Origin of the sequence: Streptomyces sp. NPDC058773, assembly GCF_042746015.1 — a bacterium.
Lineage (GTDB): Bacteria > Actinomycetota > Actinomycetes > Streptomycetales > Streptomycetaceae > Streptomyces.
In genome coordinates this window covers 1-18,895 of sequence record NZ_JBHYPE010000046.1, presented here as the reverse complement: position 1 = coordinate 18,895, position 18,895 = coordinate 1, and the positions used below count along the sequence as shown (strand labels likewise).

16 protein-coding genes and 3 pseudogenes are annotated in these 18,895 nt (G+C 68.5%); 13 read left to right on the top strand and 6 right to left on the bottom strand.

Translation table 11 applies throughout. The features are described from left to right. The first annotated feature begins 69 nt into the window (after positions 1-69). Positions 70-1,158 (top strand): endonuclease/exonuclease/phosphatase family protein, encoded by a 1,089-nt coding sequence (locus tag ACFW5B_RS29105; RefSeq protein WP_386445860.1) that lies wholly within the window; start codon positions 70-72, stop codon positions 1,156-1,158. Positions 1,159-1,386: 228 nt separating this feature from the next. On the opposite strand, the gene ACFW5B_RS29100 is transcribed toward ACFW5B_RS29105, so the two are convergent. Next, a complete protein-coding gene (locus ACFW5B_RS29100) occupies positions 1,387-1,674 on the bottom strand; it encodes a putative quinol monooxygenase (RefSeq protein WP_386445857.1) in 288 nt (95 codons plus the stop codon). Between the two features lie 98 nt (positions 1,675-1,772). On the opposite strand from ACFW5B_RS29100, the gene ACFW5B_RS29095 reads away from it, so the two are divergent. Both ACFW5B_RS29095 and ACFW5B_RS29090 read left to right on the top strand, forming a co-directional pair. Beyond that, a complete protein-coding gene (locus tag ACFW5B_RS29095; protein WP_386445854.1) occupies positions 1,773-2,345 on the top strand; it encodes a TetR/AcrR family transcriptional regulator in 573 nt (190 codons plus the stop codon). A gap of 137 nt (positions 2,346-2,482) precedes the next feature. Beyond that, a pseudogene (locus tag ACFW5B_RS29090) lies at positions 2,483-2,602 on the top strand (haloacid dehalogenase type II); the annotation flags it as partial. 584 nt (positions 2,603-3,186) lie between these two features. Here ACFW5B_RS29090 and ACFW5B_RS29085 read toward each other — a convergent pair. Further along, complete coding sequence (locus ACFW5B_RS29085; RefSeq protein WP_386445851.1) at positions 3,187-3,657, bottom strand: ester cyclase; 471 nt, start codon at positions 3,655-3,657, stop codon at positions 3,187-3,189. A gap of 178 nt (positions 3,658-3,835) precedes the next feature. Here ACFW5B_RS29085 and ACFW5B_RS29080 point away from each other — a divergent pair, with 178 nt between their 5' ends. After that, positions 3,836-5,008, top strand: a complete 1,173-nt coding sequence (locus ACFW5B_RS29080; RefSeq protein ID WP_386445848.1) for an FAD-dependent oxidoreductase — start codon at positions 3,836-3,838, stop codon at positions 5,006-5,008. 440 nt (positions 5,009-5,448) lie between these two features. Beyond that, complete coding sequence (gene lepB / locus ACFW5B_RS29075; RefSeq protein WP_386445845.1) at positions 5,449-6,276, top strand: signal peptidase I; 828 nt, start codon at positions 5,449-5,451, stop codon at positions 6,274-6,276. 214 nt (positions 6,277-6,490) lie between these two features. On the opposite strand, the gene ACFW5B_RS29070 is transcribed toward lepB, so the two are convergent. Both ACFW5B_RS29070 and ACFW5B_RS29065 read right to left on the bottom strand, forming a co-directional pair. Further along, the gene (locus tag ACFW5B_RS29070; protein ID WP_386445842.1) at positions 6,491-7,705 is read right to left on the bottom strand and encodes a glycosyltransferase; all 1,215 of its coding nucleotides are present in this window, start codon (positions 7,703-7,705) and stop codon (positions 6,491-6,493) included. A 329-nt stretch (positions 7,706-8,034) separates the two neighbouring features. After that, complete coding sequence (locus ACFW5B_RS29065; RefSeq protein ID WP_386445839.1) at positions 8,035-8,424, bottom strand: DUF6191 domain-containing protein; 390 nt, start codon at positions 8,422-8,424, stop codon at positions 8,035-8,037. A 289-nt stretch (positions 8,425-8,713) separates the two neighbouring features. On the opposite strand from ACFW5B_RS29065, the gene ACFW5B_RS29060 reads away from it, so the two are divergent. The 3 genes from ACFW5B_RS29060 to ACFW5B_RS29050 all read left to right on the top strand — a co-directional run bounded on the left by ACFW5B_RS29060 (position 8,714) and on the right by ACFW5B_RS29050 (position 11,560). After that, the gene (locus ACFW5B_RS29060; protein WP_386445836.1) at positions 8,714-9,274 is read left to right on the top strand and encodes a DM13 domain-containing protein; all 561 of its coding nucleotides are present in this window, start codon (positions 8,714-8,716) and stop codon (positions 9,272-9,274) included. A 209-nt stretch (positions 9,275-9,483) separates the two neighbouring features. Beyond that, positions 9,484-9,981: a GNAT family N-acetyltransferase gene (locus ACFW5B_RS29055; protein WP_386445833.1), complete on the top strand. Its 498-nt coding sequence runs from the start codon at positions 9,484-9,486 to the stop codon at positions 9,979-9,981. Positions 9,982-10,399: 418 nt separating this feature from the next. Continuing rightward, a complete protein-coding gene (locus ACFW5B_RS29050) occupies positions 10,400-11,560 on the top strand; it encodes a M4 family metallopeptidase (RefSeq protein WP_386445831.1) in 1,161 nt (386 codons plus the stop codon). 96 nt (positions 11,561-11,656) lie between these two features. Here ACFW5B_RS29050 and ACFW5B_RS29045 read toward each other — a convergent pair whose 3' ends face one another. Next, positions 11,657-11,842, bottom strand: a complete 186-nt coding sequence (locus ACFW5B_RS29045) for a hypothetical protein (protein WP_386445828.1) — start codon at positions 11,840-11,842, stop codon at positions 11,657-11,659. Between the two features lie 235 nt (positions 11,843-12,077). Between ACFW5B_RS29045 and ACFW5B_RS29040 the strand changes: the two genes are divergently transcribed. Both ACFW5B_RS29040 and ACFW5B_RS29035 read left to right on the top strand, forming a co-directional pair. Further along, positions 12,078-12,797, top strand: a complete 720-nt coding sequence (locus tag ACFW5B_RS29040; RefSeq protein WP_386445825.1) for a hypothetical protein — start codon at positions 12,078-12,080, stop codon at positions 12,795-12,797. A gap of 2 nt (positions 12,798-12,799) precedes the next feature. Further along, positions 12,800-14,104 (top strand): sensor histidine kinase, encoded by a 1,305-nt coding sequence (locus ACFW5B_RS29035; protein ID WP_386445822.1) that lies wholly within the window; start codon positions 12,800-12,802, stop codon positions 14,102-14,104. A 270-nt stretch (positions 14,105-14,374) separates the two neighbouring features. Here ACFW5B_RS29035 and ACFW5B_RS29030 read toward each other — a convergent pair. Further along, a pseudogene (locus ACFW5B_RS29030) lies at positions 14,375-15,235 on the bottom strand (acyltransferase family protein); the annotation flags it as partial. Positions 15,236-16,357: 1,122 nt separating this feature from the next. Between ACFW5B_RS29030 and ACFW5B_RS29025 the strand changes: the two are divergent. From ACFW5B_RS29025 to ACFW5B_RS29015, 3 genes and pseudogenes are all read left to right on the top strand, one after another. Then, positions 16,358-17,143, top strand: a complete 786-nt coding sequence (locus ACFW5B_RS29025) for a serine hydrolase (protein WP_386445819.1) — start codon at positions 16,358-16,360, stop codon at positions 17,141-17,143. Between the two features lie 294 nt (positions 17,144-17,437). Then, entirely contained in the window at positions 17,438-18,217 is a 780-nt protein-coding gene (locus ACFW5B_RS29020) for an SAM-dependent methyltransferase (RefSeq protein WP_386445816.1), read from the top strand. A 445-nt stretch (positions 18,218-18,662) separates the two neighbouring features. Next, a pseudogene (locus ACFW5B_RS29015) lies at positions 18,663-18,895 on the top strand (hypothetical protein); the annotation flags it as partial.

The following is an 18,895-nucleotide window of genomic DNA, read 5'->3' as shown; positions in this document are numbered from 1 at the left end:
GTCATCGCCCCGCTCCATTCGACAGCCACGGCATGCCGCCGGAGAATTGAATGTGTGTGAGGAGGGGCCATGACAATCCGCATAGCCACTTTCAACTGCGAAAACCTCTTCCGGAGGCCCGTCGTCTTCGGTGAAGGGAACGACCCCATACGCGACGACGTACTCAAGGAGTTCAGGAAACTTGTCGGGATCCTCGATCACGATACGTATACAACCAATGACAAGGCAAAGATCATCGAGCTTCTCAAGAAGCACAGCGTCGATGTCTCCCAGAAAATCTCCACCCAGACGATCCTGGTGAACCAGCCGCGCGGACAGGCCAAGCTGCTCAAGGGCGAAGGCCAGAACATCGAGGTCAGGGCCGATGTGACGGGACGGTCCGCCTGGGTCGGCTGGGTCGAACTCGTCAAGGACGACCTCAGCTGGGACGCCGTCACGAACACCGCCAGGGTCATCGCCGAGGTGAACGCCGACATACTGCTCACGGTCGAAGTCGAGGACCGGCTCACCCTGCACCGCTTCAACAAGCAGGTGCTGGCGGGCCAGTTCGACGCGGAACCGTATCCGTTCAACATGCTGATCGACGGAAACGACCTCCGCGGCATCGACGTGGGGCTGTTCAGCCGGCACCCGATCACCTCCATACGCTCGCACATCTTCGACAAGAAGAATGCCCAGGAAATCTTCAGCCGGGACTGCCCGGAATTCGAGATCGACATCGATGGCGAACCGCTCTGGCTCCTCGGGAACCACTTCAAGAGCAAGCTCGGCGGCGGAGCCGACAAGCGCAAGCTCCAGGGCGAGCGCGTCGCCCAGCTCTACCGGGACGCGCTCAAGCGCTCGGCCCATGTCGTGGTCGCCGGGGACCTCAATGACACCCCGGGCAGCCCGCCGCTCGCGTTCCTCGAGGCCACCAGCCTCAAGGACGCGATGACGCACGACAGTTACGAGGGACCGCCCGGCACCCATGGGAAGTGCACAAGCCCCAGCGACAAGATCGACTACCTGATGTTCTCGCCGGAGCTGTTCGCCAAGGTGGACAAGGTCGAGGTGGAGCGGCGTGGCATCTTCGAGTTCGGCACCCCGTTCGACACCGTGACCGGCCCCGGCGACCAGGCTTCCGACCACGCCGCCGTCGTCGCCGAACTCGACCTGTAGCGGCACCCCGGCGGCACGGCCGGGCCCAGCGCGTTCGGCGTGAACTCGCCCGCCTGGCGGGCGAGTTGCGGCGCGGACATGACGAACCTGGAGGTACAGCGCCGCCAGGCACACCCACCTTCGCCGCGAACCACCATCGGCTGCGCAAGCGCCCCAACGGTCAGTGCCTCAACGGCATTCAGTTCCTCAGTGGATGCGGCGAGGCAACTGCCGCTCCTGGTCGATCCGCTACCGCGACACGAGGAAGTGGACCTCGCGGGGCCTGACCTCCAAGTCGCTCAGGCCGTCGGGGGTCGCGCCCATCTCACGGCCGACTTCGGCGGCCGCCAAGAAGTCCTCCTCGGACTCGTACGCGCCGGTGGTGACGACGGCGCCGCCGTCCGGGGTGACCCAGACCCCGACGGACAGGAAGCCGGGCCGGCGCCGCGCCGCCTCGGCAACCTGGTGGCAGTCGCGAACGAACGCGTCGAGGTGCTCGGGGGCGGGGTAGTGGAAGGCAACGAAACCGAACGACATGAGGTGTCCTCTCCCGGGTTATACGATGCCGTACAACGCGAGGTTAGGCCGTTATACGGCTCCGTACAACAGGTTTCACAGGGTGAGGTGGGCCACTGATGGGCGCATTGCGCACACCGCGGGAGAAGTGGGTCGAGGCCGGGCTGCAGGCACTGGCCACAGGCGGGGTGGAGACGGTACGGGTCGAGGCACTCGCCAAGGCGCTGGGGGTGACCAAGGGCGGCTTCTACGGGTACTTCGCCGACCGCGACGCGCTGCTGGCCGAGATGCTGGACACCTGGGAACGCGAGTGCGTTGACGACATCATCGACCGGGTCGAGCGGGAGGGCGGCGACGCACGGGACAAGGTCCGCTTGGCCGGGCAGCTCACCTTCTCCAGCGACCGCCTGCTCCCGGTCGACCTGGCCGTCCGCGAATGGGCCCGCCGCGACCACGCGGTGGCCGACCGCCTGCGCCGCGTCGACAACAAGCGCATTCAGTTGGCGCGAGACGCGATCGGCACCTTCTGCGCCGACCCCGACGAGGTCGAGGCCCGCGCCCTGCTCGCCTTTTGCGTGGCCATCGGCAGCCACTTCCTCGCCGCCGACCACCCTGGCCACACCCGCACCCCGGTCATCGCCCGCGCCGCCGACATCATCCTCGACACCCCGCGCGGCAACCCCGTTGGATGACACCTGCCCAGGCCCCTGGAGCCTGTCCATGTGAACCGCCGCCCTGGAGGCCGATAGCCGGTCGAGGCCGGCGACGCCGTACACCCACCTCGCCCTCCCCGCAGGAGCAGAGGTGGGGGTCCGCCCCCCGGCCGGATCTCGGCCTGCGCACCGCCCATGCCGCCCGCCCCGTCGGCGATCCGCCCACCTGCTCCGACCGGTTCGACCTGTACGCCGACGACTTGGCCGACCTGGCCGGCCAACTCGACAAGGTTTAGCCCCTGTTCGGGACTTCGTCCCTGCGTTCAGGCTCCGCGTACGTCCACGGGGCCGGTGCCGTGCGCATCGTCCACTGACCGCAGCCCAAGGAGCCGGCTCCGCTACGGGCCCGACTTGTGCTCTTCTCGGCCACGCCGAGCGGGCCCGACCGCGCACAAAAGGGGCCCTTCCCGTATCAGGAAGGGCCCCTCGGCGGAGCGCCCGGCAGGCCTTGCACCTGCATTTCCCACCGGCTGGTGGGCGTCTTTCCTTGGACCACAGACGCGCGACTCCGGCCCGCTGGCCGAAGCTGCGTAATGATCATACTGCATCGGCGCGGCAACAGCGAAACCCCGCCGTACGGGGCCCGCGCTCACGCACGTGAGCAGCGACATCGGTCCGACAGCCCCCTACGGAGCACCGACACCCACCCGGCACGGCGTTCAGCTCGACGTCCGGAGCACTCGTGCTTGCCCGCGCTCCCGCATCGCTCCCCTCGGGGGTAGACGCCGGAACTCCGCGTCTTGGGATGCTCGTTGTGCGGACCGAAGTGCCGTGGAGGGACCCGTCTGAACGGTTCGGGCCCGTCTCGCCCACCGCTCAACTACAAGGGCGGAATCCGCTCCGGGACAAGTCCGGCCTGGCGAAGAAGGCCGTACAGGTCGGTCTCACCCCAGAACTCGACGATCTTGCCGTTCCGCAGTCGGTAGGACTTGACCCCGGTCATGGTGAGATCCCGGCCGCTGCGGTCGTGCGTGTAGGTGAGGGTAAAGGCGACGGTGACCCGGTCTCCCGCGGCGAAGAGATCGTCCACCTGCACGCGGCAGTTCGACAGCCCCGGAGTCAGCACCGAACCTTCGGGGTACTGCCGCCCCTGTCCATGAAAGCCCGCACCGTGCACCAAGACGTCCTCCGCGACGAGTTCTTCGAACTCAGCCACATTCTTCGTCTCAAAGACCCGGAGGTAGCGACGGACTGCCTCGGCGTTGCGTGCGCTGATGACGTCGAGTGAGCCGGAGCCGGAACCTGAGTGTGCGTCTGAGGATGAATGTGATTCGGAGTCGGAGTCGGCCATGAATGGACCGTAGCCAACAGCCGGTCCGACCCGCCACACCCGAGCCCCGGTCGGCAACGGCTCAGTCGCGTAGCCGCGGCACCCACGTACTCCGAATTCACCGCAGATCCAGCCGACCGAGTACATCATGGGTCTCCACACCCAAGGCAAGGGAACCTGGGCGGAAGAGCGGAGTGGCATGACACGCATACTGGTCATCGGCGGCGGGATCGCCGGTACGGCGACCGCGCTGGCCCTGCACAAGGCAGGCTTCGACGTCACCGTGCACGAGGCGCATCCCGACACGGCCGAGGACATCGGGGCGTTCCTGACCTTGGCGAGCAACGGTATGCGCGCACTGGCGCAGCTCGACGCCTCGGATGTGGTCACCGCACTCGGCTTTCCACTGCGGTCGATGCGGGTGCTCGACAGCCAGGGTGGTGAGATGGCCCATGTGCCGCTGGGCGAGGCCGACGACGAGCTGCTGCGGTACCGGTGCCTGCGCCGCGGCGAGTTGAACGCCGCCCTGCAGGCCGAGGTCCACCGCCGTGGAATCCGGCTGTCGCACGGGGCTCGGCTGGTGTCCATCGAGAACGGTCCGGATTCGGTGACCGCGCGTTTCGCCGACGGCAGCATCGCGACCGCCGATCTGCTCATCGGCGCCGACGGCCTGAACTCGACCGTCCGTCGCTCGCTCGCGCTCGGCGCAGCGGCCGTCTACGCGGGACAGAGCGTCTTCTACGGCTACACGCGCAGCACCCCGGCCGCAGAGGACACCGGCCACATCACCATGGTGCGCGGCAGCACCGCCGCCTTCGGCTATGCGGTCTCGCCGGACGGGGAGACGTACTGGTTCGCCCGCGTCGCCGGCGACGCCGTCCCCGCCGATGAACTCGCCCATCCCACTCCGTCCCGCTGGCGGGAGCAACTCGTGGAGATGCTGGGCAAGGACGCCACCCCCGCCGCGAACATCGTCGCGGCCTCCACCGACGACCTCATGGCCACCAACGCCACCGAAATTCCGCTCGGCACCGCCTGGCGCTCCGGGCGGACGCTGATCATCGGCGACGCCGCGCACGCCGCCTCACCGGCGACGGGGCAAGGGGCCTCGATGGCGCTGGAGGACGCCGTCATCCTCGCCAAGTCCCTGCGGGACACGCCCGAACTGGACAGCGCACTCTCCCTCTACGAGGCCTGCCGCCGCCCACGCGTGGAACACAACATCACCGCCAGCGGTGAGATCTCCCGCGGCACCCGCGCCCCTTCACGCGCCGGCGGGGCACCGCCCTCCCAGCGCCCCGGCGACGACACGCTGAACCACCAGTTGGACTGGGACCTCGATATGCGCACCTCCGCCGGTCAGATGGAGTGAGTTGGGCGGCCCGGCCGCGGCGTGTCGCCGTGGCCCGGCATCTACTGGGTAGGAGCCGCCTGAGCCCCGCCCAAGCCCTCCATCCAAGAACCGCGTAGGAATCGCATAAGGGTCGGACCCCATTCCCGGCGCGACTATCACGGTCCCGGAGAAAGATCGAGACATGGCTGATACATGGCCTCGGGACGATCGAAACAGGGGCCGCTTAGCGTGCGGGATGCGCGCGTCTTCGACAAACCGGAACAGCTCCGGTCAGCCGAATGTCACGCGCATCCGTAAAGGAGAGGTCGTGTAGCCGGGGAAAACTGTGAATCCTCACAGCCCGCGGCGTCCGGAGGACGGGTGCGACCGGTAGGAACGGCACAGGCGGCGGCCCAAGGATGGCCGGCGGGCGAGGGGCGGCCGACCAGTCCGGGAACGTCGACAGAGCAAGAGCGGCCATGGGACGACCATGGGACGAGGAAGAGAGCGGCAGCGTGAAGAAGGCCAAACAGCGGCGTAGCTTCTGGAAAGAGCTGCCGATGCTCATCGGTATCGCCCTTCTCCTCGCCCTGCTGATCAAGACCTTCCTGGTACAGGCGTTCCTGATCCCGTCCGACTCGATGCAGAACACCCTGCAGCGCGGGGACCGGGTCCTCGTCGACAAACTGACACCGTGGTTCGGCTCCGAGCCGAAGCGCGGCGAGGTCGTGGTGTTCCACGACCCGGGCGGCTGGCTGGACGAGACACCTCCCCCTGAGCCCAACGCTCTTCAAAAGGCCCTCAGCTTCGTCGGCCTGATGCCCTCGGCCGAGGAGAGGGACCTGATCAAGCGGGTCATCGCGGTCGGCGGCGACACGGTCGAATGCCACGGCAAGGGCCCGGTCGAGGTCAACGGCAAGGCGTTGAAGGAGGGTTCGTACCTCTTCCCCGGCAACACCCCCTGCGGTGACAGAGCATTCGGACCCATCAAGGTGCCCAAGGGCAGCATCTGGGTCATGGGTGACCACCGCCAGAACTCCCGGGACTCCCGCTACCACACGAACCTCCAGGGCAACGGCACCGTCGAGACCAAGCAGGTCGTGGGTCGTGCCTTCACGATCGCCTGGCCGATCAACCGCTGGTCGTGGCTGCCGGTGCCGGACACCTTCGACCAGCCCGCCCTCAACAAGGCCGTCGCGGCGGCTCCGGCGGCGCTGGGCCTCGCAGGCGCGGTGCCGATCATGGCCTGGCGTCGCCGGAGGCAAACGGCGCGAGCGGCGGAGCCCGGGAAACCGGCTTCAGGCTGAGGGGGCGACCGGGCCAGGTCACAGGGCAGTCCGGTGCGGTGCGCTGCGCACCTGCAGCAGATCGACTCGGTCCGGCTGCGGGTCACACCTGAGGTGGGGTCGTACGGGGTCATCCCCTGCCGCCCCGGCACGAGCGAACCGCGATCGAGCCACGAGGGACGGCAGCCGACACCGGATCGGCCCACCGGCAACCCCAGCCGGACACAGGCGGCCACTACCCACCGGCTCCGTCCAGCAGCAGCTTCGCGGCCACCGTCGCTCCGTCAGTACGCATGGTGCCGGCCAGGGCCCTCGCTCGTGCGCGGGTCTCGGGTGTCAGGGCCGCTGTGAGCGCGGCGGACAGGGAGTCGAAGGTCGGTGTCGGGCCGTTGTGAGCTGAGCCGATGCCCAGCTTGGCCACCCGTGAGGCCCAGTACGGCTGGTCGGCGATCTGGGGTACCACCACCTGAGGCGCCCCCGCCAGGGCCGCCGTGGTCGTGGTGCCCGCGCCGCCGTGGTGCACGACGGCGCCCACCCGGCGGAAGAGGGCCTGCTGGTTGACCTCGCCGACGACGAAGCAGTCATCGGCGTCGTCGATCGGGGCCAGGCCGGCCCAGCCGCGGGCGAGGAGTACGCGGCGCCCGAGCGCGCGGCTCGCTTCGATGGCCACCTCGGCGATGTCCTTCGGGGCGTGCGCGGCCATGCTGCCGAAGCCCACGTAGACCGGCGGTTCGCCGGCGTCCAGGAAGGCCTCCAGCCCTGCTGGGAGGGGGCGGTCGTCGGGCAGGATCCACGCCCCGGTCTGCACGAGGTCGAGGTCCGTCATGCCCTGCGACGGACACAGCGTCGCGTCTGCCGCCAGCCACGGCCGGCCGGTCAAGACGTGGTCGCGGACGTTGTCCACCGGCGGCAGGCCGAACGCCGCCCGATGGCTGTTGAGCGCCTCGCCGTACAGCGCGTTCACCCGCTGGGCGTCCTGCTCCCACAGCACCCGGTTGTCGGTCTCGTCCTGCGGGGACGGCTTGCCCGGCCGCGCCCCGGGACGGAAGTGCCGCGACGGCAGCCCGGCGATATGAAAGCAGGCGAGCACGTAGCGGATGCCCAGCTTCTCGGCCACGTCCCTCGCGCCGGCCGGCATCAGGCCGGTTGCCAGTAGCGCGTCACACCCTTCCGCCGCTGCGGTGAGCGTGTCGAACCGCGCGGCGACCAGCTCGGGGGCGAGCCGGAACGCGTCCGCAGCCGACGGCGGCTTCTCACCGGCCACCACCGAGCGCACCGACGGGCCGAGCGGCACCAACGGCACGCCAACGCGCGCCAGCAGCGCGGCGAATTCCTCGTCCGGCGGCGCGCACACCCGCACCTGCGCGCCGAGTTCGCGCAATCCCAGCGCCAAGCCGGCAAGTGGTTCGACATCTCCGCGCGATCCCCACGTCGTCAACAACACACGCATTCGCGACTCCCATTTCGGCAGGCTTTGATTTGCGGTCGCTGATTGTGCGGTAGTGCCAGGGGCTTGCCGCAAGCCCCCCGGTGCGTTATACGTTGAGAGTGGCAGGGAGTCCTTTTTCCTTGCCCTTTTCTTTTGGTGCTGATCTGTTGCGGGTGGGCCGGGCGGAAGGCGTTCTTGCGGAAGCGGTGCGCCGGGGCGTACGGCCGTACGGCGGGTGGGCGCGCATCGAGGCTGAGCAACGTGTGGGGCCGGCAGCCGCGCAGGGGCGTTGCGGAAGCCGGGAGCACCTCCCGTCAGCACTCCGCGCGGCGGACGTGACGTAAACGCCGCTATGGCGCGTCGTGCTTGCTCGCGGGGCTCCGCACGGGACGGATGACCGCCTTGCCTGAGTCGAGGTCAACCGAGTTGGGTGGTGCACCGGATGCGGTGTCGTCCCGAAGGGCGAGTTGGCGTTCCCGCTCCTGTTGGACGTGTCGCTGTGAGGGCTGGAAAAGCTCACCCCACGCCCCGGCAGCTGTTGCTCCGCCGCCGCCATGCTTGCGGCGCTGCCAGCCGGCCCAAGTGAAGAGGAGCAGCCACAAGGCGATGACGACACTGGCAATCGCGAAGAACACGGATTCTCGCCTCCTGGGCGGTGACAGGTGCTGATGGGTGCCGAGAGGACCTGCTGCCCGCCGCCGAACAGTGCGTACGTGCCACGCAGGCCCCCGGCAAATCATGCAGAAAACAAGGAGCCGGCGCAGCCCCGTCCGAGGTCGCGATGAAACCGGACCGGCGGACCGCCCGCCGACCGGGCATCAGGCCGGCCGCTGATTCCCTGGGCCCGGCCGGTGGCGGACTTCGCCCCACCGGCTCCGCCCTCTCGGGAGAGAAGCCGCTGGTCGGGCTGATTACCGGTGTCTTACAGGGGTGCCTCTCCGGTACCCGGGCGGGGCCGGGAGCGGGTTTGCTGGGGGCATGACGGGTGGCCGATCGCAGCCGCCCGCGCGTCCCGTTCCGGAGGTCTCCGTGTCCCGCCTTTCCCGCCGTACTGTCGTGCCCGCCCTTCTGGTGCTGGTGATCGTCGCCGGCATCGGGCTCTCTTTCTTCCAGCCCTGGAAGGCGTTCACCGACACGACGGTGAACGAGGCTCTGCCGACCGCCTCCCAGTCCATGGCCGGACAGGAGATGAAGGGCAAGAACGGCATGAAGAGCGGCGAGCCGTCGGCGAAGGACATGGGTCCGAGAGAAGTCGCCGAGGGCAATTTCGTCAGCCATGAGCACGGCACCAGCGGCATGGCGCGCACCGTCCGGCTCGCGGACGGCGGCCAGGTGCTGAGGCTGGAGGACCTCAAGACCAGCGAGGGGCCGGACGTCCGGGTCTACCTTTCGCCCAGGGGCGCCGATGCGGTGAAGGCGGGGCTCGGGGACGGAGCGGTCCAGCTCGGGAAGCTCAAGGGCAACCGGGGCAACCAGAACTACTCCGTCCCGGCCGGTACTGACCTGTCCAAGTTCCGCAGCGCCGTGATCTGGTGCGAGCGGTTCTCGGTCTCCTTCGGCGCCGCGGACCTCGCTCCGGCGAAGGGCTGACCCGTTGGACCTCTGGCCGCCGGCCTCGGCGGCGGCCTGCTGCTGGCCGCCTCCGTCCTCCGTTGACGTCAGGGGGCAGTCGACCAGTCGAAGGCAGCGAGTCGCCATTGCCGTACTGGAGCCTGCCTGCTGGACCTTGGTCCAGAGGAGGATCGCTGCCGTGCACAGAGCGGATCGGCGACGCAGGCGGTCCTATAGCCTCGGCCCTTATGAGTTGGCTGCCGGACGACTTCGTCCACCCCGTGTACGTGCCCGTGCCCGACACCGCGCTTCATCTGCGGCCGATCCGGGAGGCGGACACCGCGATCGACTACCCCGCCGTGATGGGCTCCCGAGAGCGCTTGTGGGAGATCTTCGGCCCGGCCTGGGGTTGGCCGATGGAGACAATGACCTATGAAGAGGACCGCGTCGACTTGCTGCGGCACGAGAAGGAGATAGCCGCGCACCAGTCGTTCAACTACGCGCTGCTGGATGAGAAGGAGACGGCGATCCTCGGCTGCGTCTACATCGATCCGCCCGAGCGCACCGGCTCGGACGGAGAGATCTCCTGGTGGGTGGTGGACGACCTCGTCGGCGGCGAGATGGAGCGCGCGCTCGACGCGCTGGTACCGCAGTGGATCGCCGCCGACTGGCCTTTCCAGCAGCCTCGTTATCCGGGCCACGACATCACCTGGCAGGACTGGCTCGCGCTACCGCGCGCCTCGTGACGCGACGTCCGAGGCGGTAGGGGAATTCCCCTGCTCGGCGCCCTGGGCAGCCGTACGCGGGAGGACGGTGCCGCCCGGCGGGCCGCCACCGATATCGCGGTCACCGCGCTGGTGGAGCTGCGGACCGCCGACGAGGACGAACGGCTTCCCTCGCGGAGAGCCTCCAGAGCGTCTTCGGGGCACGACCGGCCAGGCTGCGCATCACAAAGGACCACGGCAGCACCGCGCACCGGGTCCTGCCCGGCAGCGCCCCGCACCGGGTCGTGCTCAGCCGCAACATGCTTCCCGGGCAGCCCCCGGAGCCCGGCATTGTCCCGGTTTCGCAACAGCGGTGAGATGCCGCAGCACGCCCGCCCTGGTTCGGCGCTCTTCACCTGTGTCCGAAGGCAGCGAGTACTACCAGAGGAGGGAGGCGTGCATGATGCACAAGGCCTCAGCCCTCATTGCTTTGGTCGGCGCGTCAACGGCGCTGATCGCCGGGGCGCAGGGAGGTTCCGCCGCGGGTGGCGGCCTGGGGGACCCGCAGCGCCATGCGGCCCAGGGCGAGAGAGCCGTGACAGTCCCGGCGCAGGTGGCGCACACAGCACCACCCGCGACCGCCCGGACCGGAGTGGGCCACGGCGTCCGCGTCGGCAAGGTCACCATCACCACGAGGGAGCGCAACGGAACCTACGAGCTGGTCGATCCGACCCGGGGCGGCCTGTCCACCCACGACTTCTTCGCGGACGACAACAAGAAACCCCTCAGCGACCGCGACAACGTGTGGGGCGACGGCACCATGAAGAGCCGTCAGTCCGCGGCGGTCGACGCACACTTCGCTGCCGAGAAGACCTGGGACTACTTCCAGAACACCTTCGGCCGCCGCGGGGTGCACAATGACGGCAAGGGCCCTTCCATGACCGTCCATTACGACAGAAACCGGGCCGACGCCTTCGCGGACCACAACGGCGCATCTTTCGGCGACGGCAAGGACGGCAAGAACCCGACCACCTCGGTGGACGTCGTGGCGCACGAATACACCCACGCCATCAATCAGGCCACCGCCCGACTCGCATCCAGCGGCGAAGGCGCCGGACTCAACGAGGCGACCTCGGACATCTTCGGCACCATGGTCGAGTTCTACGCCAACACCCCCGCAGACGCTCCCGACTACCTCATCGGCGAGAAGGCCAACTTCTACGGTGACGGCAAGCCGCTCCGCTACATGGACAAACCGTCCAGGGACGGCAAGTCCCCCGACTATTACAAGCCCGGCATCGGCCGTCCCGACAACGTCCACTACGCAGCCGGTGTCGCCAACCACTTCTTCTACCTTCTGGCCGAAGGGAGCGGCAAAAAGGTCATCAACGGCACCGCCTACAACAGCCCCACCCACAACGGCTCGAAAATCACCGGCATAGGCCGGTCCAAGGCGGCCCGGATCTGGTACAAGGCCCTGACCACCCAATTCAGCTCGACCACCAACTACAAGAGCGCCCGAGCCGGAACCCTGAAAGCCTCAGCCGCCCTGTACGGCAAGAACAGCACCGAGTACCGGACCGTCGAACAGGCCTGGACCGCGGTCAACGTGAAGCAGTAGGCAGCCGGAAGCAGTGCTCCGACACCTATGGGGGTGCCTGAAGGGACCTCTCTCGGGTGTCGGCGCATCGCTCACATACCGCTGCCACAAGCACAGTTACCGCATACTCACGTGGAACACAGCCGAGGACGTGTCGTGGTTGACGATGCGCAGGTCGCTCCTGCCCTTCAGGCCGGGCTTGACGTCGAGCGAACAGGAGTGATTGCGCGCCATGGGGGCGGAGGCGGGCAGCGTGACCCACTTGCCGTGCTGCTTCTGCTGCGGGGTGACCCTGCTGCCCACCCTGAGGCCGGTCGTCTCGCCACCACCGCCCCATCCCTCCCCCCCCACCAGGACAGCACCAGGACAGCACCAGGACAGCACCCCGCACCGTCACATCCCGCACAATCCTGTTCACACAGCCAATGAGGTACTGTTTCCAGACTTGTCGGACCAACGCAGCGCTACGCGGAGTGAACGCTTTTTGACTCCTCACGTCTCGGACCCTGCGCCTTCCGGGCCTCCCGGGAGTGGTGCCGTGTCCCCTGTCCGTGGCCTGCGCTCACCCCGCGCCGTCGTACGAGCGGTGGCGCTGGCCGTAGTGGCGGCGGGCACGGCGGCGCTCCTGGGCGGATGCGCCGGGACCGACGGGCCCACAAGCGCGGGGCGCGCCGATCCCGTGACCGGTCCGGCAGAGCTGTGGCCCAGCAGTAAGCCCTGGCCGGCAGCTCCGCCGGCCACGGGAAGGGAGGAGGGACCGCGGCCGCTGACCGCGCTGCCGCGGGTGTCCTCCGGGGACATCCGGAAGGTGTCCGCGGGCTCCGTCCTCCTGGCGCAGATCGACGCGGACAAGCGCCGCGGCCAGCCGGTCTTCGAGGAGGACGAGGAGCGCCGGATCCGCTCCTGTGCCGACCGGCCGGGCACGGGCTCCTGCCCCGTGCGGGCCCCCGAGTACCACGACCTGACCGGCGACGGGAAGGACGAGCTGATCGTCGGCGTTCCCAGCGGAACCAACCTCCTGATCATCTATGCCTACACGCTCAGACACGGGGTGGTGACCTCCATCCTGGATTCCACCAGCTCCCCCCAGTCGGTGGAGGTCGCCGACCACAAGTTGATCATCCACGAGCCCGGGGACGCGGCCGGTTACGAGAGCCGCACGGTCTACGCGTGGAGTGCGCGGAACCAGGTCATGACGATCCAGGACGTGGGCTTCGGCCGTCGGGCCCCGGCTTCTGCGAACCCTTCGGGCAGGTGAGCATGAGCACTCCCCCGCTTCGTCCGCCACGGTGGCTGCGCGCCTGGACGGCGACGCTCCACTGGAAGGCCGCCGTCTTCATCACCGTCATGTGCTGCCTGCTCGCCACCGTGCTCGGCGGCCTGGTGCACGTCCTGGTCGACCGGCAGACCCAGGACCGTGCGCGCCACACGGCGCTGGCCGAACTGGACCGCAGCACGTCCGCGTACGTCGCCGGGGACCCCGTCGAACGCAACGTCTCGGTGAATCCGCCCGACCTCCCCGCTCCGCTCCGCCAGATGACCGTGCGACAGCACGAGCGCGGAACCCAACTCGGCTCCCACCAGGGCCGGCCGGTGATGTGGGCGACCACCCCGGTCGCCGGGGGCAACGTGCTCGCCCTGCGGCTGGACTACAGCGAACAGGCCGCCTCCCTCCACGGGCTGGACCGGGCCATCATCGGCTCCTCGGCGGCCGCGATCGGCCTCACCCTGGCGGCCGGGCTGGTCTCCGTCTCCCGCATCACCCGCCGGCTGCACCACACCGCCCGCGTCGCCCGGCGCATCAGCACCGGCGACCTCGATGCCCGCGTGAACGACCCCCGCGCCCGGCGCACCGACCGGCCCCCGGACGAGGCCGCCGCCGTCGCAACCGCGCTCGACGCGATGGCCGCCAGCCTCCAGACCCGGCTCCACAGCGAACAGCGCTTCACCGCCGACGTCTCCCACGAGCTGCGTACCCCCCTCGCCGGGCTGCACTCCGCGGCCGAGCTGCTGCCGCCCGGACGCCCGACCGAGATGGTGCGCGACCGCGTCCAGGCCCTGCGCGGGCTGACCGAAGACCTGCTGGAAATCTCCCGGCTCGACGCCCGGGTCGAAAGCGCCGACCTCGATATGCACCAACTGGGACCACTGACCGAGCGCGCGGTACGGGCCACCGGAACGGCCACCGAGGTCCGCGTCGTCGGGGACGACCGTGTCGAGACCGACCGCCGCAGGCTCGAACGAGTGCTGGGAAACCTCGTCGCGAACGCGCACAAGCATGGCCGTGCGCCCGTAGTGGTCACCGTCGACGCCCCCGCCATCACCGTCCGGGACCACGGCGACGGCTACCCCGCCTACCTCCTCGACCAGGGACCCCAGCGCTTCCGCAGCCAGTCGGGCGGGGCCGACTCCGGCCGGCGGACCGGCCACGGCCTGGGTCTGACCATCGCCGCCGGTCAGGCCGAAGTCCTCGGCGCCACCCTCCGCTTCACCAACGCCCCCGACGGCGGAGCCCTCGCCGAACTCCGCCTCCCGCCCTCGCCCTCGGCCGACCAGGATGGATAGTCGGCGTCGGGCGGGGCCACGGGCGGCTGGGATCAGCGGAGTGTCCCCACCCGGTCCCGCTCCTTCTCCGTACGGCCGGCCCGCTCGCCGCGGGCGGCAGACCACGGAGCGCTCCGCCGTCGGCTCGCTCCGCGTTCCCCGACGCATCTCCCGCAATCCCTTGTCGATCCCGTTGCGCAGCCAGGCCCCCACATACCGTTCCACCCACCTGTTGACGGCGTACGAGAGCACCAGCATGAGTCCGGTGACCAACATGAGCAGCACAGGGGCCGGCAGGCGATTTCGCAGGAGGTCGATGAGCGTGAAACCGATGTACATGTGCAGCAGATAGAGCGGATACGTCAGCGAGCCGATCTGGCTCAGCCGGCGCCACCCCACCCCGTCGAACAGGCCCAGTGCGATGGCCGCCATGACGGCGAAGGCCAGCAGGATTCCGAGGCGCGCCGGCCAGTCGTGCGCGGACGCGGCCTTCTCCCCGAGGTTCATCACCACGCGGCCCCGTACGTAGTGCTGGGCCAGCAGGAATTCGCCCGCCACGATCGCCCACAGCAGCAGAGTGGGCCGGAAGCGGTACATCAGATAGAAGGCGATCCCCGCGATGAAGTAGGGAGAGTACGGGGCGACGGCCCATACCGAAAGGAAGTCGCTGTCGGCCTTGAAAGCGACCACACCGGCGACGGTCCAGAGCCCGCAGAACATCACGCATCTGCGGTAGGTGACACCCTTGTAGACGACCAGCGCGAAGAGCAGGTAAAACTTCAGCTCGACGAACAACGACCAGTAGACATCGTCGAGATCGGACACTCCCACGCCTTGCTGCAGCATGGTGAGATTGGTCAGCACCGTCTCCGGACTGTCCACACTGCGTACTCGGGGCCACAGCGCCAGGACGGCGGCCGTCAGGAGAACGGCGACCCAGTACGCGGGATAGAGACGGGAGACCCGGGATTTCACGAAATCTCCGAGCGGCCGCCCCCAAGCGCTCATGCAGATCACGAATCCGCTGATGAGGAAGAAGACTTCCACGCCCAGCCAGCCGAACTGCGCGACGCGGTACAGCGCCGGTGAGAACGCCTCGGGATCGTTGCCCCACCCGTCGCGAAGGGCGAGGTAGTGATAACCCAGGACCATCAGCGATGCCACGAACCGCAGCCCGTCCAGCACATGGAGTCTGGGGCGCCCGAGTGATGCGCTCGGAGCATCATGGCTTATCTCGGTGGTGCTTTGGCGCGGCATCGTCTCATCGTGTCATGCCGAACTCCCATACCTCGTCCGGCGTGCGGGCGCTCAGGAAGCTTCGGCAGGTGGGGTGCTCAACGCACGGATAAGTGCGGTTCAGTGCGTGGAATCCACCAGGCCGGTGACTCTCCTGCCTTCAGGGAGGAAGACGGAAGGCTCTGGAGTTCGGTTCAGTCGGTGAGCCGTATTGATCCGGGGCGGGCAGCCGCCACCGGCAGATGAACGTCCGGAGCCTGGGTATCCCCGCAGCGTATGGCTGACGCGCCACGCCTGCTCGTCGACCTACTCGTCCGCCTGCTTTCCCTTACGGCGCGTTCCCTTGTTCTCGTGGTAGACCGCCGGCTTCCTCGTGGTCGACCGCAGAGTGTGGCCGGTGAACTCGACAATGCGTCACCTGCGGGTTTCGATGGCGAACAGCGTGCAAGGCGCGCGCAATCACGCTCCAGGAGCCTTTCTTGCCGGTCCCGTCCCGTTGCCAGCCAGGGCCGGCGCGTCAGCGCGTACTGCGTCGGCTACCTCGTCGTCGGCAGCGTCGGGGACCCGGCGTCCGGTGCAGCGAACAAGGAGCGCCTGTTCACGGTCCCTGCCCGGGTTTTCGTCCGGTCTCCCCAGTCGAGCACACCGGTCATCTACGTCAAGTACCAGGAGACACAGTGAAGTAGACCTACCCGGCTTTTACCGCACTGCCGCCTTTCGACAGGCCCTCAGCCGTACGGCTGAACAGCGGAATGTCCCCCTCCCTAGCACCGGTCCCGATCCCCTCCCCTCGATGATTCAGGCATCCCGAAAGGACAGTGATCAGATATGCGGTGGGTCTCCACGGTCACCGCTGCGGCGATAGGCGTCGGAGCGATCACAGGCCCCCTCGCGGCGGCTACGCCCTCCGTCGCAGCCGGACAGCAAGCCGGAGCGCCCAGCCCAGCGGTGCACTGCACCTCCACGGACCAAGCGCTGGCCGATAAACTGTCACGCGCTATCTCCAACGCCCTGGCCAGCCGGAACAGCGCGGCATCGGTGTCCTTCTACGACCGGCCCACCGGAACGACATGCACGGCCGACGCAGACAAGCAGTACGACTCGGCCAGCATTGTGAAGGCGATAATCCTCGGAGCCCTGCTGTACCAGAAGGGTGGCAACCTCACCGAAACGGAAGACTCTCTCGCGCGCAAAATGATCACCGAGTCGGACAACGGCTCCGCGACCACCCTCTGGAAAGAGCTGTCCGATCAGCAGGACCCCGAGAAGCCGAACCCGGTCAGGATTCAGGAATTCCTCGACAAGGCCGGCATGGGGAACACCGTCCTCGACAAGGAGGGTTCCTGGGGCATCAGTCAGGTCACGGCTGACGACCTGGCCAAGCTGTTGCGCATCTTCTCGGGCAACGACGACTCGGTTCTCGGGAGCACGTCCCGCTCCTACGCGATGGACCTGATGAATCGCGTCCAGAGCACCCAGCGGTGGGGAGCCACGGCAGGCGCTCCGCTCGACTCGATGACCCATGTGAAGAACGGCTGGCTGCAGCGCAGCCAGAACCCCGATGTCGAAGCCTTCGACAGGGGGGACTGGAAGGTGAACAGCATGGCCGCCCTCACGGGGAACTCCTACGACGCCGGGCTGGTCGTACTCACCGAGAACAACAGGGTTCCCGAAGGCCGGCCGTCCGAGGAAGGCTGGGACTACGGCATCGAGTCGATAGAGACCCTTTCCCGCGCCATATACCGGGACATCTATCCCGGTGCCGAGGGCTACACCCCCGACCGGCCGACTCCCCCGGCCGCCCAGCCGTCCGCCACGGGGTAATCGGCAGCCGAACCGTCCCGGAAGCCCCGCGGCACCGGCGTGGTTCGAGCGCACCGCTCGGGCCGGCCGCGGGGCTTCCGCCGTTCTGCCACCGCTGAGCGTCCTGAAATGAGGCCCGAAGCCGCCGGAGGACTGCGCGCTTGATGTGCGGCACCCTTTCATGGGGCGGTCGCCTGCCGACGCCGGGGCCGACCGGGCCGGTGCGGGCGGGACAGCCGTCGACCAGCTGCGCCCGGCGCCCCGTCATGAAATCCGGTACCGCGGACATCCGGGCCATCCCTAGTGTTCAGGCTCATGGATGCCACCACCGGCCCGCCGCGGCTGACCCGATTGACGTTCCACGGCCCCCTCTCCGAGGGCCGGGCCGCCAGGATGATCCACCGGCTGACCGCTCCAGCCGCCGACCCCACCGCTCCGATGTCTGTGCTGGACATCGGCTGTGGCTGGGGAGAGTTCATGCTCCGCGTCCTGGAGGCGGCACCCGGCGCGACCGGTGTCGGCATCGATCTCAATGAGGACGACCTTGCCCGTGGGCGCGCCAACGCCCAGACCCGCGGGTTGGCCGAGCGTGTCCGCTTCGTCCAGGAGCCCGCCGGCGACACCGCCCACGGCCCCGCCGACCTCGTTCTCTGCCTCGGCGCCAGCCACGCCCTCAGCGATGCCCGGCCGCCCGAGCACACCGCAACCGCCTTGCACGCTCTCCGCCGCCTGGTCACCCCGGGCGGCCGTGTCGTACTCGGCGAGGGATTCTGGCAGCGCCCGCCCACCTCAGTCGAGTTGTCGGCCATGTGGCCGGACGCCTCCGCCGCTGAGTTCCACGACCTTGCCGGCCTCGTCGACCTCGCCATCGCCGCGGGCTTCCGACCCGCCTGGATCGAGACCGCGAGCAACGACGAATGGGAGGACTTCGAGTCCGCCTACCAGTCCGACGTCGAGGAATGGCTCGCCGCGTATCCCGATCACCCCTTGGCGAAGGAGACCTGCGACCGCGTCGATCGTCACCGCAGTATGTGGCTACGGGGCTATCGCGGCGTCATGGGTCTCGCCTACCTGACCCTCGCCCCCGTGAACTGAAACGGAACCATGGGCCCACCGGAAGCCCACCCACGGATGCCGCTACTCCACACCCACGACCGTTCCACCGCTAACCGCTAACCGCTAACCGAAGGTTGTTAGTGAGGCGTTACCGGTGCGCTAGCGATCTCTGTGAATCTCAGGTGTGTCCAAGGGCATTGGCCGAGGCCGCTGTGGCCGTCAGCTTTCCGCCCGCCTGTCGAACCGGGGGAATACACCGTGCTGGAGATCACGCCGGGCAGCAACGCCCGCTCCGTGAAGCGCAGTCGGATTCAGGAGCCAGTGGCTGCGGGGCCGTCCGCTCCTCCCCCCTACCCCGTCCGTTAAGCCTCTCCTTCACGGGCCGAAACGGCACCTCGACATCCCCTCCCCCCTCACCGCGGGCATCCCACTTCTCCGGAACGCCCCACATATCAGACTTCGAACGAATGCGATGAGTACCGTTATGCGCGAATTCAGCCGCCGAGGCATACTTGGGCTCGGGATAGGAACCGCAGCCGCCCTTTCCGTCGCCGGCTGCACCCCCTTCGGGTCGTCCTCCGACAAGGTCGGCACCAAGCCCGGAGAAAAGGCCAAGGGCAAGCCGATCGGCGACGGCTCGACCGCATACACCGGAAAGCAGCCCAACCAGCCGCCCGCACCGGAGAAGCTGCAACCGGGCCAGAAGCCACCACAGTT